Source organism: Helicobacter sp. MIT 03-1616 (genome assembly GCF_000765685.2).
Lineage (GTDB): Bacteria > Campylobacterota > Campylobacteria > Campylobacterales > Helicobacteraceae > Helicobacter_C > Helicobacter_C typhlonius.
The window spans coordinates 76,189-98,434 of record NZ_JROY02000005.1; the positions used below are offsets into that span (position 1 = coordinate 76,189).

26 protein-coding genes and 3 pseudogenes are annotated in these 22,246 nt (G+C 37.6%); 6 read left to right on the top strand and 23 right to left on the bottom strand.

Annotated elements, in window-relative coordinates; translation table 11 throughout:
• Window positions 1-199: 199 nt before the first annotated feature.
• The 5 genes and pseudogenes from LS67_RS09915 to LS67_RS04950 form a co-directional block, all read right to left on the bottom strand.
• Window positions 200-611 (bottom strand): annotated as a pseudogene (locus LS67_RS09915) (type IIG restriction enzyme/methyltransferase); the annotation flags it as partial.
• A 7-nt stretch (window positions 612-618) separates the two neighbouring features.
• On the bottom strand, window positions 619-1,017 hold the full coding sequence (locus LS67_RS04935; RefSeq protein ID WP_034328272.1) for a winged helix-turn-helix domain-containing protein: 399 nt from the start codon (window positions 1,015-1,017) through the stop codon (window positions 619-621).
• Window positions 1,018-1,026: 9 nt separating this feature from the next.
• Entirely contained in the window at window positions 1,027-1,686 is a 660-nt protein-coding gene (locus LS67_RS04940) for a LutC/YkgG family protein (protein WP_034328273.1), read from the bottom strand.
• Window positions 1,679-3,118, bottom strand: a complete 1,440-nt coding sequence (locus tag LS67_RS04945) for a LutB/LldF family L-lactate oxidation iron-sulfur protein (RefSeq protein ID WP_034328274.1) — start codon at window positions 3,116-3,118, stop codon at window positions 1,679-1,681. The genes LS67_RS04940 and LS67_RS04945 overlap by 8 nt, the downstream gene beginning before the upstream one ends.
• A 1-nt stretch (window position 3,119) precedes the next feature.
• Complete coding sequence (locus LS67_RS04950) at window positions 3,120-3,851, bottom strand: (Fe-S)-binding protein (protein WP_034328276.1); 732 nt, start codon at window positions 3,849-3,851, stop codon at window positions 3,120-3,122.
• A 305-nt stretch (window positions 3,852-4,156) separates the two neighbouring features.
• Between LS67_RS04950 and LS67_RS04955 the strand changes: the two genes are divergently transcribed.
• Window positions 4,157-5,932, top strand: a complete 1,776-nt coding sequence (locus tag LS67_RS04955; RefSeq protein WP_058122025.1) for an L-lactate permease — start codon at window positions 4,157-4,159, stop codon at window positions 5,930-5,932.
• A gap of 198 nt (window positions 5,933-6,130) precedes the next feature.
• Entirely contained in the window at window positions 6,131-6,349 is a 219-nt protein-coding gene (locus tag LS67_RS04960) for a hypothetical protein (RefSeq protein ID WP_138109615.1), read from the top strand.
• 141 nt (window positions 6,350-6,490) lie between these two features.
• On the opposite strand, the gene LS67_RS09920 is transcribed toward LS67_RS04960, so the two are convergent.
• The 6 genes from LS67_RS09920 to purB all read right to left on the bottom strand — a co-directional run bounded on the left by LS67_RS09920 (window position 6,491) and on the right by purB (window position 9,653).
• Window positions 6,491-6,853, bottom strand: coding sequence for a R.Pab1 family restriction endonuclease (locus tag LS67_RS09920; protein WP_231944814.1), 363 nt, complete (start codon window positions 6,851-6,853; stop codon window positions 6,491-6,493).
• Window positions 6,807-7,241, bottom strand: a complete 435-nt coding sequence (locus LS67_RS09925; RefSeq protein ID WP_231944815.1) for a hypothetical protein — start codon at window positions 7,239-7,241, stop codon at window positions 6,807-6,809. Before LS67_RS09925 ends, LS67_RS09920 begins: the two co-directional genes overlap by 47 nt.
• The gene (locus tag LS67_RS09930; protein ID WP_231944816.1) at window positions 7,222-7,671 is read right to left on the bottom strand and encodes a hypothetical protein; all 450 of its coding nucleotides are present in this window, start codon (window positions 7,669-7,671) and stop codon (window positions 7,222-7,224) included. Before LS67_RS09930 ends, LS67_RS09925 begins: the two co-directional genes overlap by 20 nt.
• A gap of 344 nt (window positions 7,672-8,015) precedes the next feature.
• Window positions 8,016-8,159, bottom strand: a complete 144-nt coding sequence (locus LS67_RS09935; protein WP_236096349.1) for a hypothetical protein — start codon at window positions 8,157-8,159, stop codon at window positions 8,016-8,018.
• Complete coding sequence (locus LS67_RS09940) at window positions 8,143-8,325, bottom strand: hypothetical protein (protein ID WP_034328357.1); 183 nt, start codon at window positions 8,323-8,325, stop codon at window positions 8,143-8,145. The genes LS67_RS09935 and LS67_RS09940 overlap by 17 nt, the downstream gene beginning before the upstream one ends.
• Entirely contained in the window at window positions 8,322-9,653 is a 1,332-nt protein-coding gene (gene purB, locus LS67_RS04975; RefSeq protein ID WP_034328358.1) for an adenylosuccinate lyase, read from the bottom strand. Before purB ends, LS67_RS09940 begins: the two co-directional genes overlap by 4 nt.
• A gap of 167 nt (window positions 9,654-9,820) precedes the next feature.
• Here purB and LS67_RS04980 point away from each other — a divergent pair, with 167 nt between their 5' ends.
• Genes LS67_RS04980 through LS67_RS09950 form a run of 3 tightly spaced genes read left to right on the top strand, consistent with a single transcriptional unit; the run spans window position 9,821 to window position 11,756 of the window.
• Window positions 9,821-10,759 (top strand): UDP-glucuronic acid decarboxylase family protein, encoded by a 939-nt coding sequence (locus LS67_RS04980; protein WP_034328359.1) that lies wholly within the window; start codon window positions 9,821-9,823, stop codon window positions 10,757-10,759.
• Window positions 10,756-11,157 (top strand): hypothetical protein, encoded by a 402-nt coding sequence (locus LS67_RS09945; RefSeq protein ID WP_236096350.1) that lies wholly within the window; start codon window positions 10,756-10,758, stop codon window positions 11,155-11,157. Before LS67_RS04980 ends, LS67_RS09945 begins: the two co-directional genes overlap by 4 nt.
• Window positions 11,158-11,198: 41 nt before the next feature.
• Window positions 11,199-11,756, top strand: a complete 558-nt coding sequence (locus LS67_RS09950) for a glycosyl transferase family 90 (RefSeq protein ID WP_236096351.1) — start codon at window positions 11,199-11,201, stop codon at window positions 11,754-11,756.
• A gap of 50 nt (window positions 11,757-11,806) precedes the next feature.
• Here the strand turns inward: LS67_RS09950 and LS67_RS04990 are convergent.
• Window positions 11,807-12,040 (bottom strand): annotated as a pseudogene (locus LS67_RS04990) (L-lactate permease); the annotation flags it as partial.
• 88 nt (window positions 12,041-12,128) lie between these two features.
• Here LS67_RS04990 and LS67_RS04995 point away from each other — a divergent pair.
• On the top strand, window positions 12,129-12,452 hold the full coding sequence (locus LS67_RS04995; protein ID WP_034328461.1) for a TRL-like family protein: 324 nt from the start codon (window positions 12,129-12,131) through the stop codon (window positions 12,450-12,452).
• A 45-nt stretch (window positions 12,453-12,497) separates the two neighbouring features.
• Here the strand turns inward: LS67_RS04995 and LS67_RS05000 are convergent, their stop codons facing one another.
• The 11 genes and pseudogenes from LS67_RS05000 to LS67_RS05050 all read right to left on the bottom strand — a co-directional run bounded on the left by LS67_RS05000 (window position 12,498) and on the right by LS67_RS05050 (window position 22,212).
• The gene (locus tag LS67_RS05000) at window positions 12,498-13,295 is read right to left on the bottom strand and encodes a polysaccharide deacetylase family protein (protein ID WP_064504550.1); all 798 of its coding nucleotides are present in this window, start codon (window positions 13,293-13,295) and stop codon (window positions 12,498-12,500) included.
• A 15-nt stretch (window positions 13,296-13,310) separates the two neighbouring features.
• Complete coding sequence (locus LS67_RS05005; RefSeq protein ID WP_034328465.1) at window positions 13,311-15,083, bottom strand: Na/Pi cotransporter family protein; 1,773 nt, start codon at window positions 15,081-15,083, stop codon at window positions 13,311-13,313.
• A gap of 241 nt (window positions 15,084-15,324) precedes the next feature.
• Window positions 15,325-16,986, bottom strand: coding sequence for a cation acetate symporter (locus tag LS67_RS05010; protein WP_138109617.1), 1,662 nt, complete (start codon window positions 16,984-16,986; stop codon window positions 15,325-15,327).
• Entirely contained in the window at window positions 16,983-17,363 is a 381-nt protein-coding gene (locus LS67_RS05015; protein WP_034328148.1) for a DUF485 domain-containing protein, read from the bottom strand. Before LS67_RS05015 ends, LS67_RS05010 begins: the two co-directional genes overlap by 4 nt.
• Before the next feature lie 273 nt (window positions 17,364-17,636).
• A pseudogene (gene acpS / locus LS67_RS10190) lies at window positions 17,637-17,864 on the bottom strand (holo-ACP synthase); the annotation flags it as partial.
• A 268-nt stretch (window positions 17,865-18,132) separates the two neighbouring features.
• Window positions 18,133-18,705 (bottom strand): flagellar basal body-associated protein FliL, encoded by a 573-nt coding sequence (fliL, locus tag LS67_RS05025; RefSeq protein ID WP_034328153.1) that lies wholly within the window; start codon window positions 18,703-18,705, stop codon window positions 18,133-18,135.
• Between the two features lie 2 nt (window positions 18,706-18,707).
• Window positions 18,708-19,331 (bottom strand): 16S rRNA (guanine(966)-N(2))-methyltransferase RsmD, encoded by a 624-nt coding sequence (rsmD, locus tag LS67_RS05030; RefSeq protein WP_081951438.1) that lies wholly within the window; start codon window positions 19,329-19,331, stop codon window positions 18,708-18,710.
• An 18-nt stretch (window positions 19,332-19,349) separates the two neighbouring features.
• Window positions 19,350-19,745, bottom strand: coding sequence for a hypothetical protein (locus tag LS67_RS05035; RefSeq protein ID WP_081951440.1), 396 nt, complete (start codon window positions 19,743-19,745; stop codon window positions 19,350-19,352).
• Window positions 19,746-19,788: 43 nt separating this feature from the next.
• Window positions 19,789-21,720 carry a primosomal protein N' gene (locus tag LS67_RS05040; protein WP_034328155.1) on the bottom strand — a complete coding sequence of 644 codons (1,932 nt, stop codon included), beginning with the start codon at window positions 21,718-21,720 and terminating at the stop codon, window positions 19,789-19,791.
• Window positions 21,721-21,736: 16 nt separating this feature from the next.
• Complete coding sequence (locus LS67_RS05045; protein WP_034328157.1) at window positions 21,737-21,994, bottom strand: hypothetical protein; 258 nt, start codon at window positions 21,992-21,994, stop codon at window positions 21,737-21,739.
• On the bottom strand, window positions 21,991-22,212 hold the full coding sequence (locus LS67_RS05050) for a hypothetical protein (RefSeq protein WP_034328160.1): 222 nt from the start codon (window positions 22,210-22,212) through the stop codon (window positions 21,991-21,993). Before LS67_RS05050 ends, LS67_RS05045 begins: the two co-directional genes overlap by 4 nt.
• Window positions 22,213-22,246: the final 34 nt, after the last annotated feature.

Sequence of the window (22,246 nt, forward strand, 5' to 3'; positions counted from 1 at the left end):
AGTAGCAAAATTATATACTAACTTATATAACCAAAGCCAATTATGCGCTTCTATATCTTTGTATCTCATCATTTGTAAGGCTATATGATTTGTGTGCTAATGTGCTGTGCGGGATTCTAAAGCGGAAGTGTCAAATGTGGAATCTTGGGTTTAGATTCTAAAATTTTATCTGCAATTTTTTGGTTTGCTTTTGTGATTTAGGCGTGTAGAAACTGCCCTCCTTGTAGCCATTGAGTTTTGCAAAGATAAGCCCCAAAACACTAGAATTGATTAAATCCCTGAGGGAAGTTTTTTCAAAATATGCAAGGCTTAAAGTGTCATCAAGTGCTGAAATTTCGCATAAAGCCTTTTCTTTTTCGTTGCGATTAAAAAGGCTGGAGTTTAGATAAGGTAAATAATTAAAATTTTCATCGTCTCTGTCTTTTTTGGCTTAAGACTTCAAAGAAAAGTGTGTTTAAAGTGCTAAAGGTAGGAATTTTATGAAAATTTAAAAATTTCAAACGCTCATCGCCACCATTAAAATGCACTAAATTTGCTTCAATAAGCTGAAGAAAAAGCACACGATTAAGCCATAGAATCATCAATGAAAGTGTAGATTCAAAATTGCTTTTATGAGACTCATCTGGAAATTTGTTTTTTAAAATCTTTTAAAGCAGATTCTAAATGCGATAATTTTAAGAGAATCTCATCAAAATCTTGTGAGTTATCCAAATAATCAAAAAATATATTTTTTACCCTTTCAATTTCATTAAAGGTTTCAAGGGCTTTATGTCCTAGTGGAGTGAGTTTTGTGCCACCACCACCTTTGCCGCCATTATTTGATTGCACAAGTGGAGAGGGGGAGAGCTTATTCATAATATCTACACTATCCCACGCTGCTTTATAGCTCATACGCATTTGTTTTGCCGCTTTTGATATGGATCCAGATTCTGCTATGCGCGTGAGTAGCTCTGCGCGTCCTACCCCAATGTAGCTTTTATTATCTTTTTCAAACCAAAACCGCGCAAAAACATTCATAATCTTTCCTTAATAGAGTATCACATAGGTGCGTAATGAGCCGTGCACACCAAAGACGGTTTGAAGCTCAATATCCGCAGTGCGCGAAGGTCCAGCGATAAAAATCATATTAGTCGGCAGGATATTATTTTCGCTTTGAGCTTTGAGCGCACACACGCCGTCATAGAAGTTTTCCACAATGTTTGATTTTTTTAGCAAAACAACGCAGGTGCGCGTGATGAGTGATGAGAGACGAGGGGCATTTTTGTGTGAAGCAATGCCGATAATGCCGAGATTTGCCACGCCACAATTTGCGTGAATGATAGAAGTATCAATGTTAAAAAGCTCACTTCTAGTCTCATCAACGCTTTTTTCATATGCGACAAAATGCATAGAATCTACCCCGCTAACGCCCTTTAACGCACCTATATCAAGCGCGTCTTTTATATTTGGATTATACAAAATATTTTGTGCGCCCACTTCTACTAAGGCTTTAGCAATATCTTGTGTAAGCGCTTCTTTGCTAGATTCTATCACAATGGCTTTGTTCGCATTCTGCAAGGCAATGTATTCTTGCACCTTGTCTTGCTGTGCGCTTTTGAGCGGATTTGTATATTTTGGTGATTCTGTATGGAGCGGATTAACACGCATTGAATCTTTCACACGCGCCAAAATGTCTTGCTTACTCATAGATAACTCCTTTCATATTTGAAACTTTTTTGTGGAGGTTGCCATTTAAAGTAGGGAAAGTGCGATAAGCCACCCAATTTTTAAGCCCGGGTATAAATCCACTAAAAAGCTTTACTAGAGGCATAAGTAGAGGCTTGTTTGGCAAATTCAATAATTCACGCCAAGCATCACCATTAGTTGCAGCATTAGCAAATTGTTTCATTGCGTATTCTTCATTTCTGTCGCGTGATGAGCCGTCATTGCTTTTAAGATTCTTGCGCCCTTGTCCTACTTTTTCACTGCGTAAATCGCGTATAAGCTCGGCTAATGGAATCTTTACAGGACATACCTCGCTACATCGCCCACAAAGTGAGCATAAACTCACCATATGCCCGAATTTTTGCATACCAAAGAGTTGAGGTGAAATTACCTCGCCAATGGGTCCGGGATAGGTGCTAAGATATGCGTGTCCGCCGATTTTGTCATATACAGGGCAATGATTGAGGCAAGTCCCGCAGCGGATACACGAGAGTGAGCGATAGAAATGTGAATCCTTAAGCATATTCGAGCGGTTATTATCAAGCATAATAATATGCACCTCTTTTGGTCCATCAAGCTCACCCTCTTTGCGCGGGGAAGTGATGATGTTATTGTAGCAAGTGATAGGTGCGCCCGTGGCTGAAGGCACAAGCAGCGCGTCTAAAATACTTGCATCTTCAAAGCTTTCAACAACCTTTTCAATCCCACAAATAGCGATGTGAATATCACTTGCTGTGGTGCTCATACGCCCATTGCCCTCATTTTCAATAAGCCAAATCGCGCCTTCATTTGCAATGGCAAAATTAACGCCGCTTAGTCCCATTTTAAACTCTTTAAACTCCTTGCGTAAATGCACGCGCGCAATTTCATTGAGTTTTTCTGGCTCGGATTCTAAATTTGCCCCGAGTTTTTGCTGAAAAATTTCACCAATTTGGTAGCGATTTTTATGAATAGCAGGGGCAACAATATGCACTGGCGGTTCATCAATAAGCTGAATAATCAACTCGCCCAAATCTGTCTCCACCGGCTCAATGCCCTTTTGCTTCAAAAAGGCGTTAAGGTGGGTTTCCTCACTTGCCATTGATTTGCCTTTAAGAATCTTATTTACACCCTTTTCCTGCATAAGCTTGTAGATAATCTCATTTACTTCTGTGCTATCATTTGCCCAATGCACTTTAAAGCCATTTTTGAGCGCATTTTGCTCGAATCGCTCAAGCAGGGTATCAAGCTGTGAGAGAGATTTTTGCTTTACAGCCCTGCCTTGCTCACGCAAAGCCTCCCAATCTGTGTAGCGAGAAGCGATAAGATTCTTACGATTGCCCTTAAGCGTATCCATAACGCTTTTTAGATTTTTTCTTAACTGATTATCGTTGAGTGCGCTATGCACGATGGCATTGTGTCCTTGATTGCTCATATTATGCTCCTAATCCAATTCTTTGGGCTAAAAAATCATAGAGATGTATAGGCTTAACCGCAATGTTTTGCTTTTTCATTGCGCCACTGATGTTGAGTAAGCACCCGGCGTCTGCAGATACGACATATTCTACATTGCGCGAGAGAATATCCTCTATTTTTTGGCTCACCATTGCATTTGAAACTTCGGGTTCTTTTACGCTAAAAGTCCCGCCAAAACCGCAGCATTCCGCTTCGCGCTCTAGCTCGATGAGCTCTACATTACTGAGTGAGTTAAGCAGTGCCTTTGCGCTATCTACCACTTTAGCCGTGCGTAAAGCGTGGCAGTTGCTATGCCAAGTGATTTTTGTCGGCGCACCTTTATCCTCATATTTCACCTTGAGAATCTTATGGAGATATTCGCCTAAATCATATACGCGACTGCTAAATTGCTTTACTCTCTCAAAATCGCTTGTGCCTTCAAAAAGCGAGAGATAATCCTCTTTCATCATACCCGTGCAAGAGCCTGAAGGCACGATGATTGGCTCTTCTCCTTTAAAAAGCTCGACATTGTATAAGGCTACCTTACGACTTTCTTCATAATAGCCTGAATTATAACTTGGCTGTGCGCAGCAAGTTTGGTCTTTTTTAAACACTACTTCACAGCCCTCTTTTTGTAATAATTTGATTGCATTTACACAAGTATCGGCATATGCCACACCGCCTAGACAAGTTGAGAAAAAAAACACCCGCATTTTAACTCCTTCCTAAATTTCATAAAACAATTATGATATAAATAAGGAGCTTTAAAAATACAAAAGGTAAAAGTTTAGTTATTTTTCTTTTTATAAATGTGTAAAATTTTCTCAATTATATGTTAAATGGATTTAATGTGAAAATTTTACACATTGGCATATAAAATACATACTCATTCATCTATTTCATAAGGTTAAGATTAAGATAAGGTTAAGTTTTTTTTTTTTAAAATCAATAGCAAAATGGCAGTTGCAGTTGTTATTTTGAAAAGATTCTAACCATAAAGATTAAAGGAGATTCTAAAATGGGTGCTTGGGAACAGATTTATGATCCACTTAACAATATGTGGTTAAGTGCAGCAGTAGCTTTTATACCTATTGCGTGTTTTTTATTATGTTTGCTTGTTTTAAAGCTTAAGGGATATATAGCTGGCTTTATCACAGTGATTGTAGCGACTTTGGTGGCATTTTATGCTTATAAAATGCCTTTTTCACTCATAGGTGCTTCTTTTGTGCAAGGATTTGCACAAGGAATGTGGCCTATTGCTTGGATTATTATTGCAGCAATCTTTCTCTATAAGCTTTCGGTGAAATCTGGCTCTTTTGAAGTAATTAAACAAAGTGTAATGACTATCACGCCTGATCATAGAATCCAAGTGATTTTAATTGGATTTTGTTTTGGTTCATTTTTGGAGGGAGCCATTGGCTTTGGCGGACCTGTTGCGATTACAGCAGCACTCCTTGTGGGCTTGGGGCTTCGTCCATTATATGCAGCAGGACTTTGTTTGATTGCAAATACTGCTCCTGTGGCTTTTGGAGCAGTTGGGATTCCAATTATTGCAATGAGTAATCTTGTAGGTGTAGAGCAATATTCTGTTGCGGCAATGGTTGGGCGTATGCTTGTGCCTTTGAGTTTAACAATCCCTTTCTTTATTGTATTTTTAATGGACGGAATCAAAGGTGTGAGAGAAACTTTCCCGGCAATTTTGGTAGCAGCAGTGAGCTTTACAGCTACTCAATTTATTAGCTCAAACTATCTTGGCGCAGAGCTTCCTGATATAGTTTCTGCTGTGGTATCTTTAGTTTGTACCACAGCTTTTTTGAAGTTTTGGTCTCCCACAAATATATTTAGGCTTGATGATTTAAAAGATTTTTCAAACCACGAAAAACTTGAATTTGTTAAAGTCTTTAAAGCGTGGCTTCCGTTTATTTTGCTCATTATTTGTGTAATTATTTGGACTCAGCCTTGGTTTAAAGCAATATTTGAAGCAAAGAAAATTTTATTTGAGAATCCAGATTTATTGATAAATGGAGCTATTGCTTTACCTAAAGAGAGTTTCTTTTTTAGCATAAAGCCTATAATTGATGATGCGGGAGCAACGATAGGTTATTATCAAATTGGAGCCTTAAACTATACCCAAGTGAGTATGGCTTTCAATCCTCTTACAAGTGTCATAACTGACCCTAGCGGCAATCCTATAAAAATTGATTTGCCCATTAATCTTATTGCGCTTCAAGCAGGCACAGCGATTTTAGTAGCCGCTTTTTTAACCATCGCTTTTTTGAGAATAAAATCAAGTGTGGCTGAAGAAGCACTTGGAGATACCTTAAAAGAAATGGCGATTCCTTGTATCACAATTGGGCTTGTTGTTGCCTTTGCTTTTATCTCAAAAAATAGTGGTATGAGTGCAACTTTGGGTATTGCTTTTGCAAAAACAGGCGATTTATTTGCTTTCTTTAGTCCAGTTATTGGGTGGCTTGGCGTGTTTATCACAGGAAGCGATACAAGCTCAAATCTACTCTTTGGTCCGCTTCAACAAGTTACTGCACAAGAGCTTGGTATTAAAGAAACATTATTCCTTGCAGCAAATTCTGTAGGTGGTGTTGTAGGTAAAATGATTTCTCCACAAAGTATTGCGATTGCTTGTGCAGCGGTTGGGTTAGTTGGTAAAGAATCAGATTTATTTAAATTTACTTTAAAATATTCTCTTGCATTTATCATTCTTATTGGTATTTGGACAGCTATTATTGCTATGTTCTTATCGAGCATCATACCTGATGCGGTAGCACTTCCTAAATAATTCTTATTTAGGTTTATCCTTTTACCCTTTCGCAGGGGTAAAAGGGCTATTTCAAACAAAACTCAACAGATTCTTCGTATAAGATTCCATAGAATCCACCACGGATCTACAAAGCGCAAAAAGATTCAAATTTATATTTTGACTATGTCTCATTGATATTTTAACCTTATACAAAAGCACCCCAAGCTTTACAAGCGATTGCAAAGGGCGCAAAATACCAAATATATGAATGATGATTTAATGCACACTTTGCTTGATATTGCAGGTATTAGTTTGAATGGCTATGAGGAGGCGCGTAGTATCCTTAGTGAAGATAGCACCTTGCTTAAATCCCGTGCGCGTATGGTGGGAAATAGAGAGAGCGCAAAGGATTATGATAAGGAGTTAAGATTACAGGAAATTATCAGTAAAGAATAATTTATGTATTTTTCTTTTTGCCATATTTCATTTTATCTAGCATATTTTGATACTTAGGTCAAAGAGATTCTCAATGTTTAACTTTAAAGATGTTCCATTAAGGCACTTATCACAACAACAAAAATCTTTTGCGTGAGGTGTTTAAATAATCTTTAAAATCTCAAGCACATCATAATTGTGATTCTTGCTTAACATTCCAAAAATCTTAAAGGTCTCTAGCAAAAAATCTTTATCTTTAGAATCTAAAACAAGCAAACTGCATTCTTTAGGCTCTGCTACCCTGCCTAAAAGTAGAGGTTGGCATTGTAATTCTGTGATGGGAAAGCAAACATAAAGCATTGGTTGCACCCCAACTGCTCTTTGTTTTTCTTTAATCACAATTTCTATAAGAACATCAAAATTATTAAACTTATGCACTAAAAGCGGGTAGGCTATTTGTGATTGATAAACTCTATACCTAAATATTTTTACCCACAGGGTGGCTTCGCAATATTTGCAATTCATTCCTAGAATCCAAAAATTCATATTCTTGAATGTTTTGCAAAAATCTTGTCAAACCCTCAATTTCATATTTTGTAATAATTCCCCACTGCACGAAATAATGCAAATACTCACTTAGTTCATAAAGTGCTTTTGTTTTTTTGCCATTTGCTCCTTGAAATTCTGTGTGTTGCAATGTGCTTAAAGCAAGTTTTTCTTTATCGCTTTTATCCACATCATAGCCAATTTGCCATTCTATATAGTGCTTTTGTGAAAAGGGTATTTGCCTTGTAGCAGTGGGTAATCCATACTCATAGAAGCTATTGCGAGTTTTTACTCTTGTTTTGCCACTTTGTGTAGTAAGTGGAATCTCTACAAATACTTTTTGATTTTCACATTTTTGAATTTTCATAATGCACCCCTAACAAGTCCTTAAAATATTGCAAAATCTCTGGGCTTAGAATCTTTTCTTCACTTGCCTTGACAAAGCAAGATTCTAAAGCCTTAAACTTTTTAAAATCAATCATCACATCACAATTCCCAAAATAATAAGGAATATGTGGTAAAAAAGCTTTAAATACATCAACATAGCAATAAAGACTATATTTTTCTTGTGTAACATAAATTGTGTTAGTGTTTTCTTTTTGCATAAAAGTTTTTGAACGGCTTAAAGCATTAATGTCTCGTAGGGTATAAAACATCGCTACTTTTTTAGATTCTATAACACGATTTTTATTTGGATATTTATCAATGTATTGTGATATGAAATTAAACTCATTAAGTTTAAAAGTTTTGCCCTCACAGGTTTTAAAACTAAAGTTACAAATAAACTCATAATCCATTCCCCTATCATCTCTTTAGTATAAGGCTATGATAATAGGAAAATGCCCCTTAGAATCCTTGCAAAACTCTTTTGAGCTAATAATCATAGAATCTAAAAGCCTATAAGCTTTTGTGAAATCCTTCAATGCCTTAAAATTGGTTTTTTTAATCAAATAAGAGAGCGGGTGCAATACGCAGATAAATCCGCCCTTAATCTCTCATAAGAGCGTAAAAAGCTTATGCCTATATCTCTAGCTTGAAAGGCAGAGTCTATGGGGATAGACTCTTTATTTTTAAGATTGCTTTGAACAATAGAAGTTCTATCATTATAAGGTGGATTGCCTACAATCACAAGTTTAGAAGATTATGCTATATAAAAACTCTCTCTTGAAACATTGCTTAATGCGTTTTTGTGATACAAAATAACGCTAGATTCTAGCTTGTTTCGTGTAATTTTTAGAGCCCTCTCATCAATATCAATTCCTATGGTTTTAGCAAACCCATTCACACACAAAAAAATTTCCGCTTCCACACGAACTATCAAGTAGCACATATTCTTTAAAATCCACATATTGCTTAAGCATATTGTAGGCATATTGCACCAAAAATTCATTAGTGTAAAAGCTGCCAAGATTAATTCTTTCTTTGGTGCTTAAATGCGTTGGTATTTTCACTCCTCAAACACTCGCTTAAAAATAGCATTTACATTTTTTGTATAGTAACCAAATTCAAAGCATTCTTTAATAGCCACTTCACCAATAAGCCCAACTAATTCAGTATCTGCCAATAAATACTGCAAATACAAGCTCTCTCCTTTTTCATTCACCGCGGCTTTGCCCTCTTGTAAATCCTGCCATACTTTCATCGCATTTCTTTGCACGATTTTGTAAGAATCTTCTCGGCTCACACCCTTTTTAGGCAGCTCTAATAAAATTCTTTGTGAAAACACAAGCCCACCGGTGAGATTAAGATTTTTCATCATATTTTTAGGATAGATAAGTAACTTTTCTATAAGTCCTGTAAGCCTAGCCAACATAAAATCTGTCGTGATAAAGCTATCTGGCAAAATAAATCGCTCCACGCTTGAATGGCTAATATCTCGCTCGTGCCAAAGGGCAACATTTTCCATTGCTGGAAGTGCAAAAGAGCGAATCATTCTGCAAAGCCCCGTGATATTTTCACTCAAAACTGGATTGCGCTTGTGAGGCATAGCAGAGCTACCTTTTTGCCCTTTGTCAAAATATTCCTCCGCTTCATACACTTCGGTGCGTTGCAAATGCCGAATCTCTACAGCAATTTTTTCACAACTACTCGCTAAGAGTGCTAAATCGCTCATAAGCCTAGCGTATCTATCTCTTTGAATAACTTGATTGCTAACAGGTGCGGCTTTCAATCCTAAATCTTTGCATACAATTTCTTCTAGCTCCATAGGTGTATGCGCGAGATTCCCCATTGCACCGCTAAGCTGCCCCACAGAGATGACTTCCAAAGTAGATTCTAAAGCCTTTAAATGTCTGCCTAGCTCATCATACCAAATCGCCAACACAAGCCCAAAGGTAATAGGCTCGCCGTGGATTCCGTGAGAGCGTCCCACCATAAGCGTGCCTTTGTGTTCCATTGCTTTATTTTTAATCACTTCACGCACCTGCTTTATATCCTCTAAAATAATCTTTAGAGAATCTCGCATTTGCAGTGCCACAGCGGTATCAATGCAATCACTTGAGGTTATCCCATAATGCACCCAGCGGCTCTCCTCGCCTAAAGATTCCGCCACACTTGTGGTAAAAGCTATTAAATCGTGCTTTGTAACTGCTTCTATCTCATCAATCCTTGCGATGTTAAATTTCGCATTTTTGCAAATCTTTTCACAATCGCTATCAGGGATAAGTCCTAGCTTGTTCCACCCACGCACGAGGGCTTTCTCCACCTCTAGCCACGCAGAATATTTAGCATTCATATCCCATAGTTTTTTCATTTCCTCCCGCGCATAGCGTTCTATCATAGAAACTCCTTATGTTTTAATAAAAGCAGATTTTAGCCAAATTTATTTAAAAGCTTTTTGCTTAAGACACAAATAATCTAAAATACCAAAATTTTCTTGTTTTTATAACACTATAAAGATTTTCAAATATAATTAGCAGATTCTAAATCCATAAAAAAGGATTAATAATGCTTAATAAAAAAGTTTTGGTAACCGGTGGAGCGGGATTTTTAGGCTCACATTTATGCGAAAAGCTACTAGAGAGGGGCGATGAAGTGCTTTGTGTGGATAATCTTTTCACAGGCACAAAACAAAATATTATACATTTACTCTCAAATCCCCGTTTTGAATTTATGCGCCACGATGTAACTTTTCCTCTCTATGTAGAAGTTGATGAAATTTATAATCTCGCTTGCCCTGCTTCTCCAGTGCATTATCAATTTGACCCAGTGCAAACAACTAAAACTTCTGTTATGGGAGCAATCAATATGCTAGGACTTGCAAAGAGAGTGAAAGCGAAGATTCTGCAAGCAAGCACGAGTGAAGTTTATGGCGATCCTGAAATCCACCCACAAGTAGAATCCTACAAAGGCTCAGTGAATCCTATTGGTATAAGGGCGTGTTATGATGAGGGAAAGCGATGTGCAGAAACACTTTTTTTTGATTATCAAAGGCAGCATAATTTAAATATTAAAGTAATGAGAATTTTTAATACCTATGGACCTAGAATGCACCCAAACGATGGGCGTGTAGTGAGTAATTTTATCATTCAAGCACTCAAAGGCGAAGATGTTACGATTTATGGCGAAGGCAAGCAAACTCGTAGTTTTTGCTATGTAGATGATTTGATTGAGGGTATGATAAGACTTATGGATAGTAGAGATGGATTCTATGGACCTGTAAATATAGGGAATCCACGTGAATTTAGTATGATTGAACTTGCAAATGCAGTGCTAGAGCTCACTCACTCTAAATCCAAACTTGTTTTTTCACCCTTACCTCAAGATGACCCAAAACAACGGCAACCCGATATTAGCCTTGCTCAAAATGAGCTAGGGTGGAATCCAAATGTTGAGCTTAAAGAAGGGCTAATAAAAACAATTGCGTATTTTAAGGAAATTATATGAAAAATAATTATTTTCTCTATAATCTTAAGGGAATCTCTCGTATGCTAACACCTGCAGTATTTTTGCCCAAAAATCGTGAGAAAATTTTAAAAGATGTGCTCACACGCCCTGATATTGAATATATTAAATCACGTGTAGATTATTATTGCCAATTAAATAATCCTATCACCCTTGATGATGAAGCGAAAAATCTTAGCTTTGTGCGATTTACACGCAAGAAAACCGTGTATTTTTTTGATACCTATGAATACACAAGATATTTTCCTCAAGATTTTAAAGCGCATTTTGCATTTGGCGATGTCAATTTCATCTGCCCCAAGCCCTCTATTACCAAATCCCGCCCTATCAAATCCTATTATGAATCTGATTTGGCGCAATTAACTGGGGGGGGGCAGTAAAACCTCCATTTGCCAACTCCACCTTGCTTAATCTTGAGAAAGTGCGACATTTTACATTTATCAATGATCCATATACCTTTGAAGATAAACAAGATAAACTTTTTTATCGTGGCGGGATTTATCAACCCCATCGCACACAATTTTTTGAAAAGTATTTTAATCATCGGCTCTGTGATTTAGGACATACCGGAAGTAAAAGAGTGCATCACTTATGGCAAAAGCCAAAAATTGGCATAGCCAAACATTTACCTTATAAATTTTTGCTCTCTTTAGAGGGGAATGATGTTGCAAGCAATCTCAAATGGGTAATGAGCTCTAATTCTCTTGCAATTATGTCAAAGCCAAAATTTGAAACTTGGTTTATGGAAGGCACACTTAAATCAAATGTGCATTATGCACAAATCCGCGATGACTATGAAGACTTGGAGGAAAGGTTAGAATATTTCATCAAACACCCAAATGAAGCTAAAGAAATTATCCATAACGCCCAAGAGTATATTAAACAATTTTTTGATACAAAACGTGAAGCTATCATTTCTCTTTTAGTGCTTGAAAAATATTTCTACTACACAGGACAAATCGATAAACTTAGAATATAAAACTAAAGCAGATTCTAAACAATGCTAATGCTCCCCTAGAGGAGCATTAGCTATTTAACCAGGGCTACCGCTTCGGGAATAATATAAGGAATAAACATAGCAATAATAGCTGTCCAAATACCAATAAGAATGATAAATGCAAGAGAATATTTTAAAGTAAATTTAAATAAATCTGATTCTTTACCAACTAACCCAACCGCTGCACAAGCAATCGCAATACTTTGTGGAGAAATCATTTTACCTACAACACCACCTACAGAATTTGCTGCAAGGAATAATGTTTCTTGACTTTTGTTTTTTTTTTTTTTGTATAATCAAATTCCAGCATTAAGGATTTAATCCAATGTTTCATTATTTCTTTAAGGAGTTTATATGAAAAAGCTAGTTTTAGCTCTAGGTTTTGGTGGTGCAGTAGCACTTTTTAGTGGTTGTGCAATAGGTAGCACCGCAGGACTTGTTTCAGGTGTGTTGTATTCTGATATGACAGGTCCTGTGGCAGCAACTTCAACAGGTGGAGATTCTAAACAAGGACAAGCAAAATGCTCAAACATTCTTGGTTTAGTTAGTGTTGGTAATTGTTCTGTTGATGCAGCAGCAAAAGCTGGTAATATCTCACAAATTAAAAGTGTAGATACTAAAATATGGAGTATTCTTGGACTTTATACAACTTCAACAACAATCGTAAAAGGCAACTAAGTCTTGCCTTTAGCCTTTTCCCTTATCTAAGGGAGGGGTTTACTTTTACTCTTCAAGCTTTCCAAAATAAAAACCTTTCTCCAAAAGCATAGGCACCACTTCTTTAATTCCTGCAAATGTATCGCTTTGAGGTTTATTGAAATGATAAATAAGAATTGAACCATTACGCGCTTTTTGTGCTTGTTTGATAATCTTTTGCTTAGAAAAAGTTGCTCCACCATCGCCCAATACATCAAATCCACCAATTTTATAACCCAAATCTTTGAGTATGGATACTGCTATTTCATCATAATATGCTGTGCCAGAGCGAAAATAATGTGGCTTTTTACCTGTGAGTTTAAAAATAAGCTCATCATTATCCATAATCTCTTTATATACTCCGCTCACAGAATCTGTGCCTTTGATATGATAAATTGATTTGCCATTTACGCTAAGAGGAAGGTGCTTTGTGCCGTGATTTTGGATAGAAAAAAGCGGATTTTGAGCGAGTTTTATAAAATCATCTGTATGTTTATGAATCCAACGTGCATTAATAAATAAGGTGGCTTGAATATTATGAGCTATTAAATAATCAATCAATGCCTTATCATACGCCCCACCACAAGCGTCAAATGTGAGATATGCAACAGGTTTGCTCTCATTAGGCAAAATCGTAGTAACACCCTCGAGATTTTCACCCCATTGCGTTGGTGCAATATTTTTATACTTATGCTCTATTTCCTCTAAGGTATAAATATGAGCTATTGGATGAATCTTTTTCACATAAATTCTATAACTAAATACTGCAATAAGACAAACAATACCTATAAGAAAAAAGCTTATAAAAAAAATATTTTTTTTCATCAATAATACTAGTGCCTATTGATTTTGCACATCTGTTACCACTTCCTCTTCTCCATCTAAGCGCGCCTTTTGCATTCGTATAATTGCATTCACAAGTTCTTTAGCAATGCTATTACTAAAGCCCACAGCATTGAGCAAAGAAGTGCTATTTTGTATGCTTAAATTCTTTTTATTTAGAAGAGATTCTATATATGCAACAAAATCTTTATCCATTTTCTTAAATACTTTTTTCTGCCCCTTGAGCTTGATGATTGCTTCTTGTGGATGAATATTTTCAAAAAGGAGGACTTCATTTATATTTCGTAAAAGCATTGCAAGATGGACTCTTAGCGTATTGTATTCACTTGAGAGAACTAAATCCTTAGAGAGACTATTTTTCTTTAAATTTGGCTGTAAAAGCTCTACATTTTTAATTGCCTCGACAATATTACGTGATGCTGAAGTAAGAAGGGCAAATTTGCGTACATATATTTTATCTTGTGTATATGCTTGTGCCTGTGTAGAAAAATCAAGTATGGCATTAAAAAGCACTTTGATTTTTTTGATATAGAAAATTTCCACATCAATATCTTCTTTTGCCCATATTTTCGCTTTAAGAACTTCGTTCATATCTTTATCGCTTTTAATATCTGCACGGGAAAAACCAAGCGTGTGCGCAATAAGCTCAAAGGCATTTTCATACAAGTGTTCAACTTCGTGATACATAGCAAGATATGCTGTATCCTGATACTGTACAATCGCGTTATTGACATATAGGGGTTTATCAATTTGTGTATCTTTATCTTGCAAGACTTTTTCTAATAAAGTAGAAATTTTTGGGATAAAAGGAAGCAAAAGCACCACTGCCACGAGATTAAAAAGTGTGTGAAACACTGCGATTCTTAGCACACTATCCTCTGCTAAACCTATAATTGATGAAATAGCAGTATTGAGCCATACAAAGTAATCAAAAGTAGCAATAACAAGAATAGCAATAGAAAAATTAAAAATACAATTCGCTGCCGCCAAACGTTTTCCGTCTATATTTGTGCTAAAAGAGACAATAACCGCAGTCATAACGCCACCTATGCTTGTGCCAAGTGTCGCTGCTAAGGCATTTTCATAGGTCATACTTCCTGTGGCAAGAGCAGAGATGATAATTGTCAAAGTTGCGTGGGAGCTTTGCACAATAGCCGTCATCAATGCCCCAAGTCCGGCAAAAAGAAGCGCACCGCGTAACCCATCCATTGAATACTGCGAAAAATCAATAATTTCCTTGTATTCCTCGAAGCCGTCTTTGATATAACCCACGCCTAAAAAGAAAAATCCAAGCCCGATAAAAATCTGCCCCACGCCTTTAGCGGTTTTGGTGCTTTGGAAATTAAAAAGCACACCGCCCACGATGAGAGGTAAGGCAAGGGCGGAAATTTTTATACCGCTCGCCCCAGCAATGAGCCACGAACCAGCACTATTCCCGAGATTTGCACCAAACATCACACCGATACCTTGCGATAGGCTAAGCAGAGAAGCCGATACAAAGGATATAGAAAGCACAGAAACCAAAGAGGAGCTTTGCATAATCGCCGTAGCCACAGCACCAAAACTTACACTTTTGATTGCGGTGTTTGTCGAAGTGGTGAGGATATTTTCTAAGAATCCCCCATTGAAAGTGCGAAATCCATTCCCAAGACTTAGCATACCAAAAAGTAAAATTGCAAGTCCAGCGCTCACGCTTGTAAGTGCTGGACTTGTGGAGACAAAATATATAATAGCTAAAATACATATAGGTATAAGATACTTTTGAAACATACATTCCCCCAGTGCCGAAACTCATTTATAAACTTGCCATTGTAGCTTTTTCGCATTGATTAAGCACTTAAAAAGGCAAAAATTTTGTGCTTATTTGCATAAGTGATACATTTATGTTGTTTTTTGTATCTTATCCCTTGATAGTTTGTGTCTATAATAAACACATAAAAAGTGCATAACCCCAAAATTTTAGAATCTAGGGCTATGCGGGTTTAGAATCTTGGCTAAGATTCTAAAAATCTTAATGTGCTACTGCCTCACTCGCGCCTATACCGCTCTCTGCACGAAAATCTTGTGCGCTAAATCCTGCCTTGTCTATCTGCGCTCTCTTTGAGCCATCAAGCTTAGAAATCACATATATAGCGATGAATGTAAGTGGCATAGTGAAAATTGCTGGGTGGTCATAGGGAAAAATTGCCGCGTCAAAACCAAAGCTTTTTACCCAAATGCTAGGACTTAAAATCACTAACGTAAGCACCACAATAAGCCCAATTAGTCCTCCCCAAAATGCACCTTTTGTGGTGAGATTTTTCCAATAAATACACAGGAGCAAGATAGGAAAATTCACACTCGCGGCAATGGCAAAGGCAAGTCCTACCGTGAAAGCCACATTTTGATTTTCAAAAATAATCCCCAAAGCGATAGCAAACACACCAATACCAAGAGTAGCGATTTTTGTTACTTTCATCTCAAGTTCTGCATCGCATTTACCATCTTTGCAGACATTCACAAATAGATCGTGGCTTATTGCACCAGCCCCAGCAATAGCCAAGCCTGATACAACAGCTAAAATCGTAGCAAAAGCAACTGCAGAGATAAAGCCTAAGAATAAATCACCACCAATAACAGAGGCAAGATTCACAGCAACCATATTTGTAATGCCATTATATGTGCCATCTGCATTTGTAAATTGTTCATTACCAAGCAAAAGCACAATCGCCCCAAAACCAATGATGAAGGTAAGGATATAAAAATACCCAATCAATCCTGTGGCGTAAAATACTGACTTACGCGCTTCTTTTGCATCTTTAACCGTGAAAAATCTCATCAAAATATGGGGCAAACCAGCCGTGCCAAACATAAGTGCAAGTCCAAGAGAGACCGCAGAAATGGGGTCGGTTAAGAATCCGCCCGGCGACATAATCGCTTCACCTTTTGGGTGATGCGAAATGGCTTGAGAGAAATAATAGCTCAAATCAAATTTTGTCAAATACAAAATCATAATCGCCATAAAAGTTGCCCCAGCCAAAAGTAATATTGCCTTAATGATTTGCACCCAAGTAGTGGCGTGCATACCACCAAAAAGCACATAGCAAATCATTAAAATGCCTACTATCACTACTGCCAAAGTATAAGGCAACCCAAAAAGCACTTGAATAAGTTGTCCTGCACCCACCATTTGTGCGATTAGATAAAAAACAATCACGCTTAATGCAGAAATTGCAGAAATTACACGAATAGGTTTTGCATCAAGGCGATAAGCGGTAATATCGGCAAAGGTAAATTTACCAAGATTCCTAAATTTTTCCGCAATAAGAAACAAAATAATAGGCCACCCAGCCAAAAACCCAATGGAGTAAATAAGTCCATCAAAGCCATTTGTAAAAACAAGCGCAGTGATGCCTAAAAAACTCGCCGCACTCATAAAATCTCCAGCAATGGCTATACCATTTTGCATACCGCTAATATTTCCACCTGCTGTATAGAATCCACTTGCTGACTGACTTTTTTTGTTTGAAAGATAAGTAATAAACAAAGTCGCTAACACAAAGGCTAAAAACATACCAATAGCCGTAGGATTAAGGTCTGATACTGCCCCACCAAAGTCGATAGATGCACCATAGAGTGGGCTTAAAAGCGCAAATAGCGCACATAAAAAGCCTAGCTTAAATATATTTTTCATTGTGCTACCTCCTGTGCGTTTGAGCAATCCTTGTAACAAATCTCCCCTTTTTCGAGTGATTCTACAATCTTGTTTTCCTCTAAAGAGCGCAGAATTCCCTCTTGTTCTTTATCGAAATAAGTATTTGCCAAAAATGTGTAAAGCCCGGTGGCGATAATACATAGGGCGATAAGGAAGATTCCCAAAATAATACCAAGTGTAATAGAACTAGGTCCCAAGCGATAGCCAAGCACTTCTGGGAATAGCCCCACGCCAAGCACAAAGGCATAATACGCAATAAAAATCACTAGCGACATAATAACTGCAATTTTATTTCTAAATGAAACAAAATACCTAAAAGAAAAAAGAGCTTTTTCTTGTTCTTTAGATAGTTTCATACATTTCTCCTTTTTGTTTAAAATACTGCTATTTGCAAAAGCAATATACTGCTTAAAGTAGCAATAAATATTTTGACAATCAAGTATATGTAACAAAATTACAATATTAAGTTTTTCATATGTGGTATAAAAGTAACAAAAATGTGTAGATTATAGAGTTTTTCAGTTTATATCGTGCGCGGTTGGTATGAAAATCTTAAGTGAGAATTTTATACCTAATACAATAAAGCACGATATTGCGAGATTCTAAAACCTTGCAAATATTATAGAATCTTATACACATATCACTGCTGCTATGGCAAAGCCGCCATCGTGGCTAATACTAAGTGAGAGTTGTTTTACACCAAAATATGCCATCTTCTCATCACTCAAACACACAAGCGGAACTTTTTTTGTGTTTTTGCGTATTTTTATATCTAAAAATCCAAGCTCTCGCCCAATCCCAACACCCAATGCCTTAGAGCAAGCCTCTTTTGCCGCCCAAAATCCAGCCACGCGTGTAATGTTTAGTGCTTGAAGTATTTTAATATGATGCAAAGATTTAGAATCTCCGCCTAGAGCGGTATTTTGAAAGTTATCAAAAGTCGTTTTAGAATCCACACGGGCAGAAGCGCAATGATTAGCTATAAAATCATTGTGAGAATTTATAGACTCAATAAGGCAAAGCACGATTTCCTCATCACTTAGAAATCGCCTCAAACCCTTTATGCCAAATTTTTCTACAAAACCGCGCATACGGGCAATGCTTATAATATCAATGCCTATCAATCTAGCTCACTACAAATTCCACGAAATACACATCGCCTACTTTGCCATCAATCAAAAATTCATTAATGCGCTTTACAATCTCATCTTTCAAGCGGTTTTTACCCTTTGTAGAAGCTACATCTTCAACAGACTTTGAGGATAGAATCTCAATAATCGTATCTTTGAGTAAAGGCAATTTCCTATCAAGCTCGATTTTTGTGGCATTTGCTTTTAGCTCGTCTTTATCAAGTTCAAACTGCATACTTGTCTTAAGGTATCTCTTGCCTGTTTGTGTCATTAAGTTGGCTGTGAAAGGGATAGGACCTTCCGCTGGATAGATGAGTCCGGGCACTAATCTATCTGTATTGCGCACATTTACCGTGCTTCCCACGATGATTTGTGCTGGTGCCATTTGTGTTTGCACTTGCGGGGTTTCTTGCTTTTGTTCTTCCTCATCGTGTCCACCCATCATTAGCATAGCTACCACAATGCCCACCAAAAGCAAGAGCACTACGACAATGCCGATGATAACAAACAAAATTGCCTTACTTTTTTTCTCTCCGCCATTTGGGGCTGCTTTTTCTTCTTCTGCCATTTTCAATCCTTTATTATGAAATAAGTTAATGTGCTTTTGCCAAACTGACGCGTTTTATACTTCTCATACTCGCCAAAAAAATGTGGCATATTATAGCCACTCCAATGTTCAAAAACAATTAAATCAACGCGACTTTGCTGTGAATGTGAGAAATTGCATATTTTGGTAATAAGTCGCTCATAAATATCTGCCATTCCTTCTCGTATGCAAAATGGCGGGTCAAGATATAAAATTATCCGTGCATTTCTCACATTTTTATCATCATTTTGAGCTATTTTTTCGATATGTGATTGTATGTCTTGGGTGAAAAAATCAGCATTAAAACTCTTGCATTGAAAATGCGGTGCTCTATCGCGCATTAGGGTAAGATTGCGCGATAAAATCTCATAGGCTTCTTTGTTAATCTCATAAAAAATAGCTGCCCTTGCCCCGCGTGAGAGGGCTTCAATCCCCATTGAGCCACAGCCCCCAAAGGCTTCGATAAACACACTATCCACAATTTCGCTTCCCAAAGTATCAAAAAACGAGCCGCGCACGATAGATTTTGTCGGGCGTGTGCTTTCATCGGGATTAAAAATAAGCTTGAGATGTTTTAAGTTGCCCGCTTGAATATGAAACTGCGCCATTTACGAAACTTTTAGAATCTAGCGTGTTTTAAGTAAGGCGATAATGTTATCCGCTAACGCCTTTGCAGATTCATCGCACAGGGTGCGAATGCGAGATTCTAAATCTGTGATATTTGCACTCTGTGAGAGCGCATTATTCATAGTGTGTAAGGAGGAAGATTCTGTGTTTTTATGGCTGTATGTGAGCTTCTCATAAAAAGCTGCTAAATCTTCGTTCAAGCTTTGAGTGTTAAAAGGCTTTCTAATGTGTGAATACGCCTCATCAAGCACAAGGCACAATGGCTTTGTATCGCGTCTATTCTCATCATCAGTGATGATAAAATCACACTCTGCTTCACTCGTAACAGAATCTTTCAAAAAATACTCCAAGCTACTTTGCACCAATGGCGATAGGCAGGATATGGCAATTTTCATTTTTACTCCTTTAGATTCAGTTTTATTATAGCGCACAAAGTCCCTATAATATGCTTAGAGGGTCGATGTCAATCTCAAATGTAGCGCGTAAGCTTTGCTCTGCCACCAAAGTATGCAGTAGCTCCAAAAGTGCGCGGGTAGAGTGTGAGCGAAGCAAAAGCACGAAGCGATGTTTATTATAAAGGCGCTTCAGCAAAGCCCTGCTTTCTCCTACAATTTCTACTTCTTTATGTAGATTCTGAATCTGTGTTAGAAATGTCCGCACTTGTGAGAGATGTAAAAGTGCTTTTTGCTCGTTTTTGTGTGCAAAATTTAGCGTGGCAAACCTTTGGTATGGCGGATAGATATGCGGTCGTGTCTTTAGCTCATAAAGTAGAAAATCCTCATAATCATTTAAAAATGGTTGCAAAAATGTGCCATTAGCACTTTGTATATACACCTGCCCGTCATATTTACGCCCACTGCGTCCGGCGATTTGGTGCAGTAGGCTTATTGTGCGCTCATTGCAACGATAATCGCTACTCTTTAACACATAGTCGATTCCTAGCACTATGGCGAGATTCACACGATGATAGTCGTGCCCTTTGCTTAACATTTGTGTGCCAACCAAAATATCAATCTCCCCTGCGTTAAATGATTTTAAGGTTTTTTTAAGCTTATTTTGCGTGGTAATATTGTCCCTATCAAAAAGCGCGATTCTTGCTTCTGGCAGTGTTTGGCTTAGGATTTTTGCGACTTGAGCTGTGCCTATGCGGAATGAGCGCAAAGTATCCTTTTGACATTGCGGACAATGTGTAGGAATAGGTTTAGAAAAGTGGCAATAATGGCATATCAGCGCATTTTTATCAAGGTGCAAGGACATATTTACCGAGCAAAAATCGCATTCGCACCCGCTCCCACACGCGCTACACACGAGCATTTTATAATCCGCACGCGTGGGAAGAAAAATAATTGCTTGCTGCTTGTTTTGGAGGCTTTGCTTAAGCGCGGCAAGTAGGGATTCATTAATAAAATATAGGGATTCGTTGAAAATATGCTGCGAATCTAACGCACCTTGCATAGAATCTTGCTCGGGTAAAGGCAAAATTTCGATATGTTTTTTTGAACTAAAATACCGCCCCTTAAGACGATAGAGATTATTATGCTTTGTCGCATAATAATAACTTATCACGCTTGGTGTTGCCGAGCCTAAAATAGTCTTAATCTCGCTTTTGTTCCCCAAATAAAGTGCTAAATCCCTCGCATTGTAGCGCGGAGAGCTTTGAGATTTATAGGCATCATCGTGCTCCTCATCGACAATCACAAGCCCAAGGTTGTGAATTGGCAAAAAAATCGCGCTCCTCGCTCCTGCTATCACGCGGATATTTCCCTCCCTTAAGCCCTCTAGAATCTGCTTTTTTGCTTTTGGAGTGATTTTAGAATGCCATATGCCCACGCAATCGCCAAATACTGCCTTAAGACGAGATTCAATTTGTGGCGTGAGGGCAATTTCGGGCATAAGGAAAAGTGCATTTTGTGCCAAAGAGAGTGTATGTGCGATGAGGTGGATATAAATCTCTGTTTTGCCACTGCCGGTATCGCCAAAAAGTAGGGGATTTTTATGGGTAAGGCAAAAGCTAAGAGCATCGCTTTGCGCTTTACTTAAAGCATTTGGAATTTCTACGCGCAAAGATTCTAAGTTTATCTCACTCACCTCCTGTGGCAAAAAAAGCCCATAGGATTCACCTAGCCCCACACAATAATATTGCGCGATAAATGAGGCTAAAATATGTTGATATGGGAGGAAAGATTCAGTTATTTTAGAGGTGATTTTGCATTTAAATGTGGGTTTTTGCGTGGGATTTAGCACTACGCCTTTATAGGATTTGTTGTTTATAGTGATAGCACAAATATCACCTGTGGCGCATTCATATTCACACGCGTAAGTGAGGGCTGGACTTTTTAAACCAAGTGGAGCGATGAGATAAAAATACAATGCAAATTCTCATCTCTCAAATTTGCTGAATCTGCACATCAGGGTGCGTGGCGGGAGTATCTATACTCTCAAGGTTTTTGTAGAGATTTTCTAGTGATTGATAGGTGAGGGCGTATTCTTGTGCTTTTGTGATATAGAGTTTAAGCAAAGTAAGCGGTTCGACTTCGTTTGCAAAAACCGCTTTAAGCTCTTCCCTGACATCATTATGCAAGGGTTTTAAAGAGACAGAATAATGTTTGCCATTAAGTGCAATCTCTAGATTCTCATCACTCATTTCAAGCCTTCATCAATTTTAGCAAAGAGATTTTCAAAACCCTTATCTTTGGAGGCAATTTCTTCATAAAGGCTTGAAATTTGACTATCTTTTGCTTCATTTTGCGCCTTGAGCGTGGAGATTTCAAGCTGCAAGGATTCTATTTCTTCCTTTTGGTATGCTATCTTTGTAAGCATTTCTTCGATTTTTTGGGAAAGCCGCTCCATTACATTATTCATCTGCAATCCTTTGGTAAAAATAAAGTATAATCTT

Excerpts from the sequence above, each read along its gene's own strand:
- LS67_RS04935 (WP_034328272.1), bottom strand. The coding sequence starts at position 1,017 with ATGAATGTTTTTGCGCGGTTTTGGTTTGAAAAAGATAATAAAAGCTAC.
- LS67_RS04940 (WP_034328273.1), bottom strand. The coding sequence starts at position 1,686 with ATGAGTAAGCAAGACATTTTGGCGCGTGTGAAAGATTCAATGCGTGTT.
- LS67_RS04945 (WP_034328274.1), bottom strand. The coding sequence starts at position 3,118 with ATGAGCAATCAAGGACACAATGCCATCGTGCATAGCGCACTCAACGAT.
- LS67_RS04950 (WP_034328276.1), bottom strand. The coding sequence starts at position 3,851 with ATGCGGGTGTTTTTTTTCTCAACTTGTCTAGGCGGTGTGGCATATGCC.
- LS67_RS04955 (WP_058122025.1), top strand. The coding sequence starts at position 4,157 with ATGGGTGCTTGGGAACAGATTTATGATCCACTTAACAATATGTGGTTA.
- LS67_RS09920 (WP_231944814.1), bottom strand. The coding sequence starts at position 6,853 with ATGAATTGCAAATATTGCGAAGCCACCCTGTGGGTAAAAATATTTAGG.
- LS67_RS09925 (WP_231944815.1), bottom strand. The coding sequence starts at position 7,241 with ATGAAAATTCAAAAATGTGAAAATCAAAAAGTATTTGTAGAGATTCCA.
- LS67_RS09930 (WP_231944816.1), bottom strand. The coding sequence starts at position 7,671 with ATGGATTATGAGTTTATTTGTAACTTTAGTTTTAAAACCTGTGAGGGC.
- purB (WP_034328358.1), bottom strand. The coding sequence starts at position 9,653 with ATGATAGAACGCTATGCGCGGGAGGAAATGAAAAAACTATGGGATATG.
- LS67_RS04980 (WP_034328359.1), top strand. The coding sequence starts at position 9,821 with ATGCTTAATAAAAAAGTTTTGGTAACCGGTGGAGCGGGATTTTTAGGC.
- LS67_RS09945 (WP_236096350.1), top strand. The coding sequence starts at position 10,756 with ATGAAAAATAATTATTTTCTCTATAATCTTAAGGGAATCTCTCGTATG.
- LS67_RS04995 (WP_034328461.1), top strand. The coding sequence starts at position 12,129 with ATGAAAAAGCTAGTTTTAGCTCTAGGTTTTGGTGGTGCAGTAGCACTT.
- LS67_RS05000 (WP_064504550.1), bottom strand. The coding sequence starts at position 13,295 with ATGAAAAAAAATATTTTTTTTATAAGCTTTTTTCTTATAGGTATTGTT.
- LS67_RS05005 (WP_034328465.1), bottom strand. The coding sequence starts at position 15,083 with ATGTTTCAAAAGTATCTTATACCTATATGTATTTTAGCTATTATATAT.
- LS67_RS05010 (WP_138109617.1), bottom strand. The coding sequence starts at position 16,986 with ATGAAAAATATATTTAAGCTAGGCTTTTTATGTGCGCTATTTGCGCTT.
- LS67_RS05015 (WP_034328148.1), bottom strand. The coding sequence starts at position 17,363 with ATGAAACTATCTAAAGAACAAGAAAAAGCTCTTTTTTCTTTTAGGTAT.
- fliL (WP_034328153.1), bottom strand. The coding sequence starts at position 18,705 with ATGGCAGAAGAAGAAAAAGCAGCCCCAAATGGCGGAGAGAAAAAAAGT.
- rsmD (WP_081951438.1), bottom strand. The coding sequence starts at position 19,331 with ATGGCGCAGTTTCATATTCAAGCGGGCAACTTAAAACATCTCAAGCTT.
- LS67_RS05035 (WP_081951440.1), bottom strand. The coding sequence starts at position 19,745 with ATGAAAATTGCCATATCCTGCCTATCGCCATTGGTGCAAAGTAGCTTG.
- LS67_RS05045 (WP_034328157.1), bottom strand. The coding sequence starts at position 21,994 with ATGAGTGATGAGAATCTAGAGATTGCACTTAATGGCAAACATTATTCT.
- LS67_RS05050 (WP_034328160.1), bottom strand. The coding sequence starts at position 22,212 with ATGAATAATGTAATGGAGCGGCTTTCCCAAAAAATCGAAGAAATGCTT.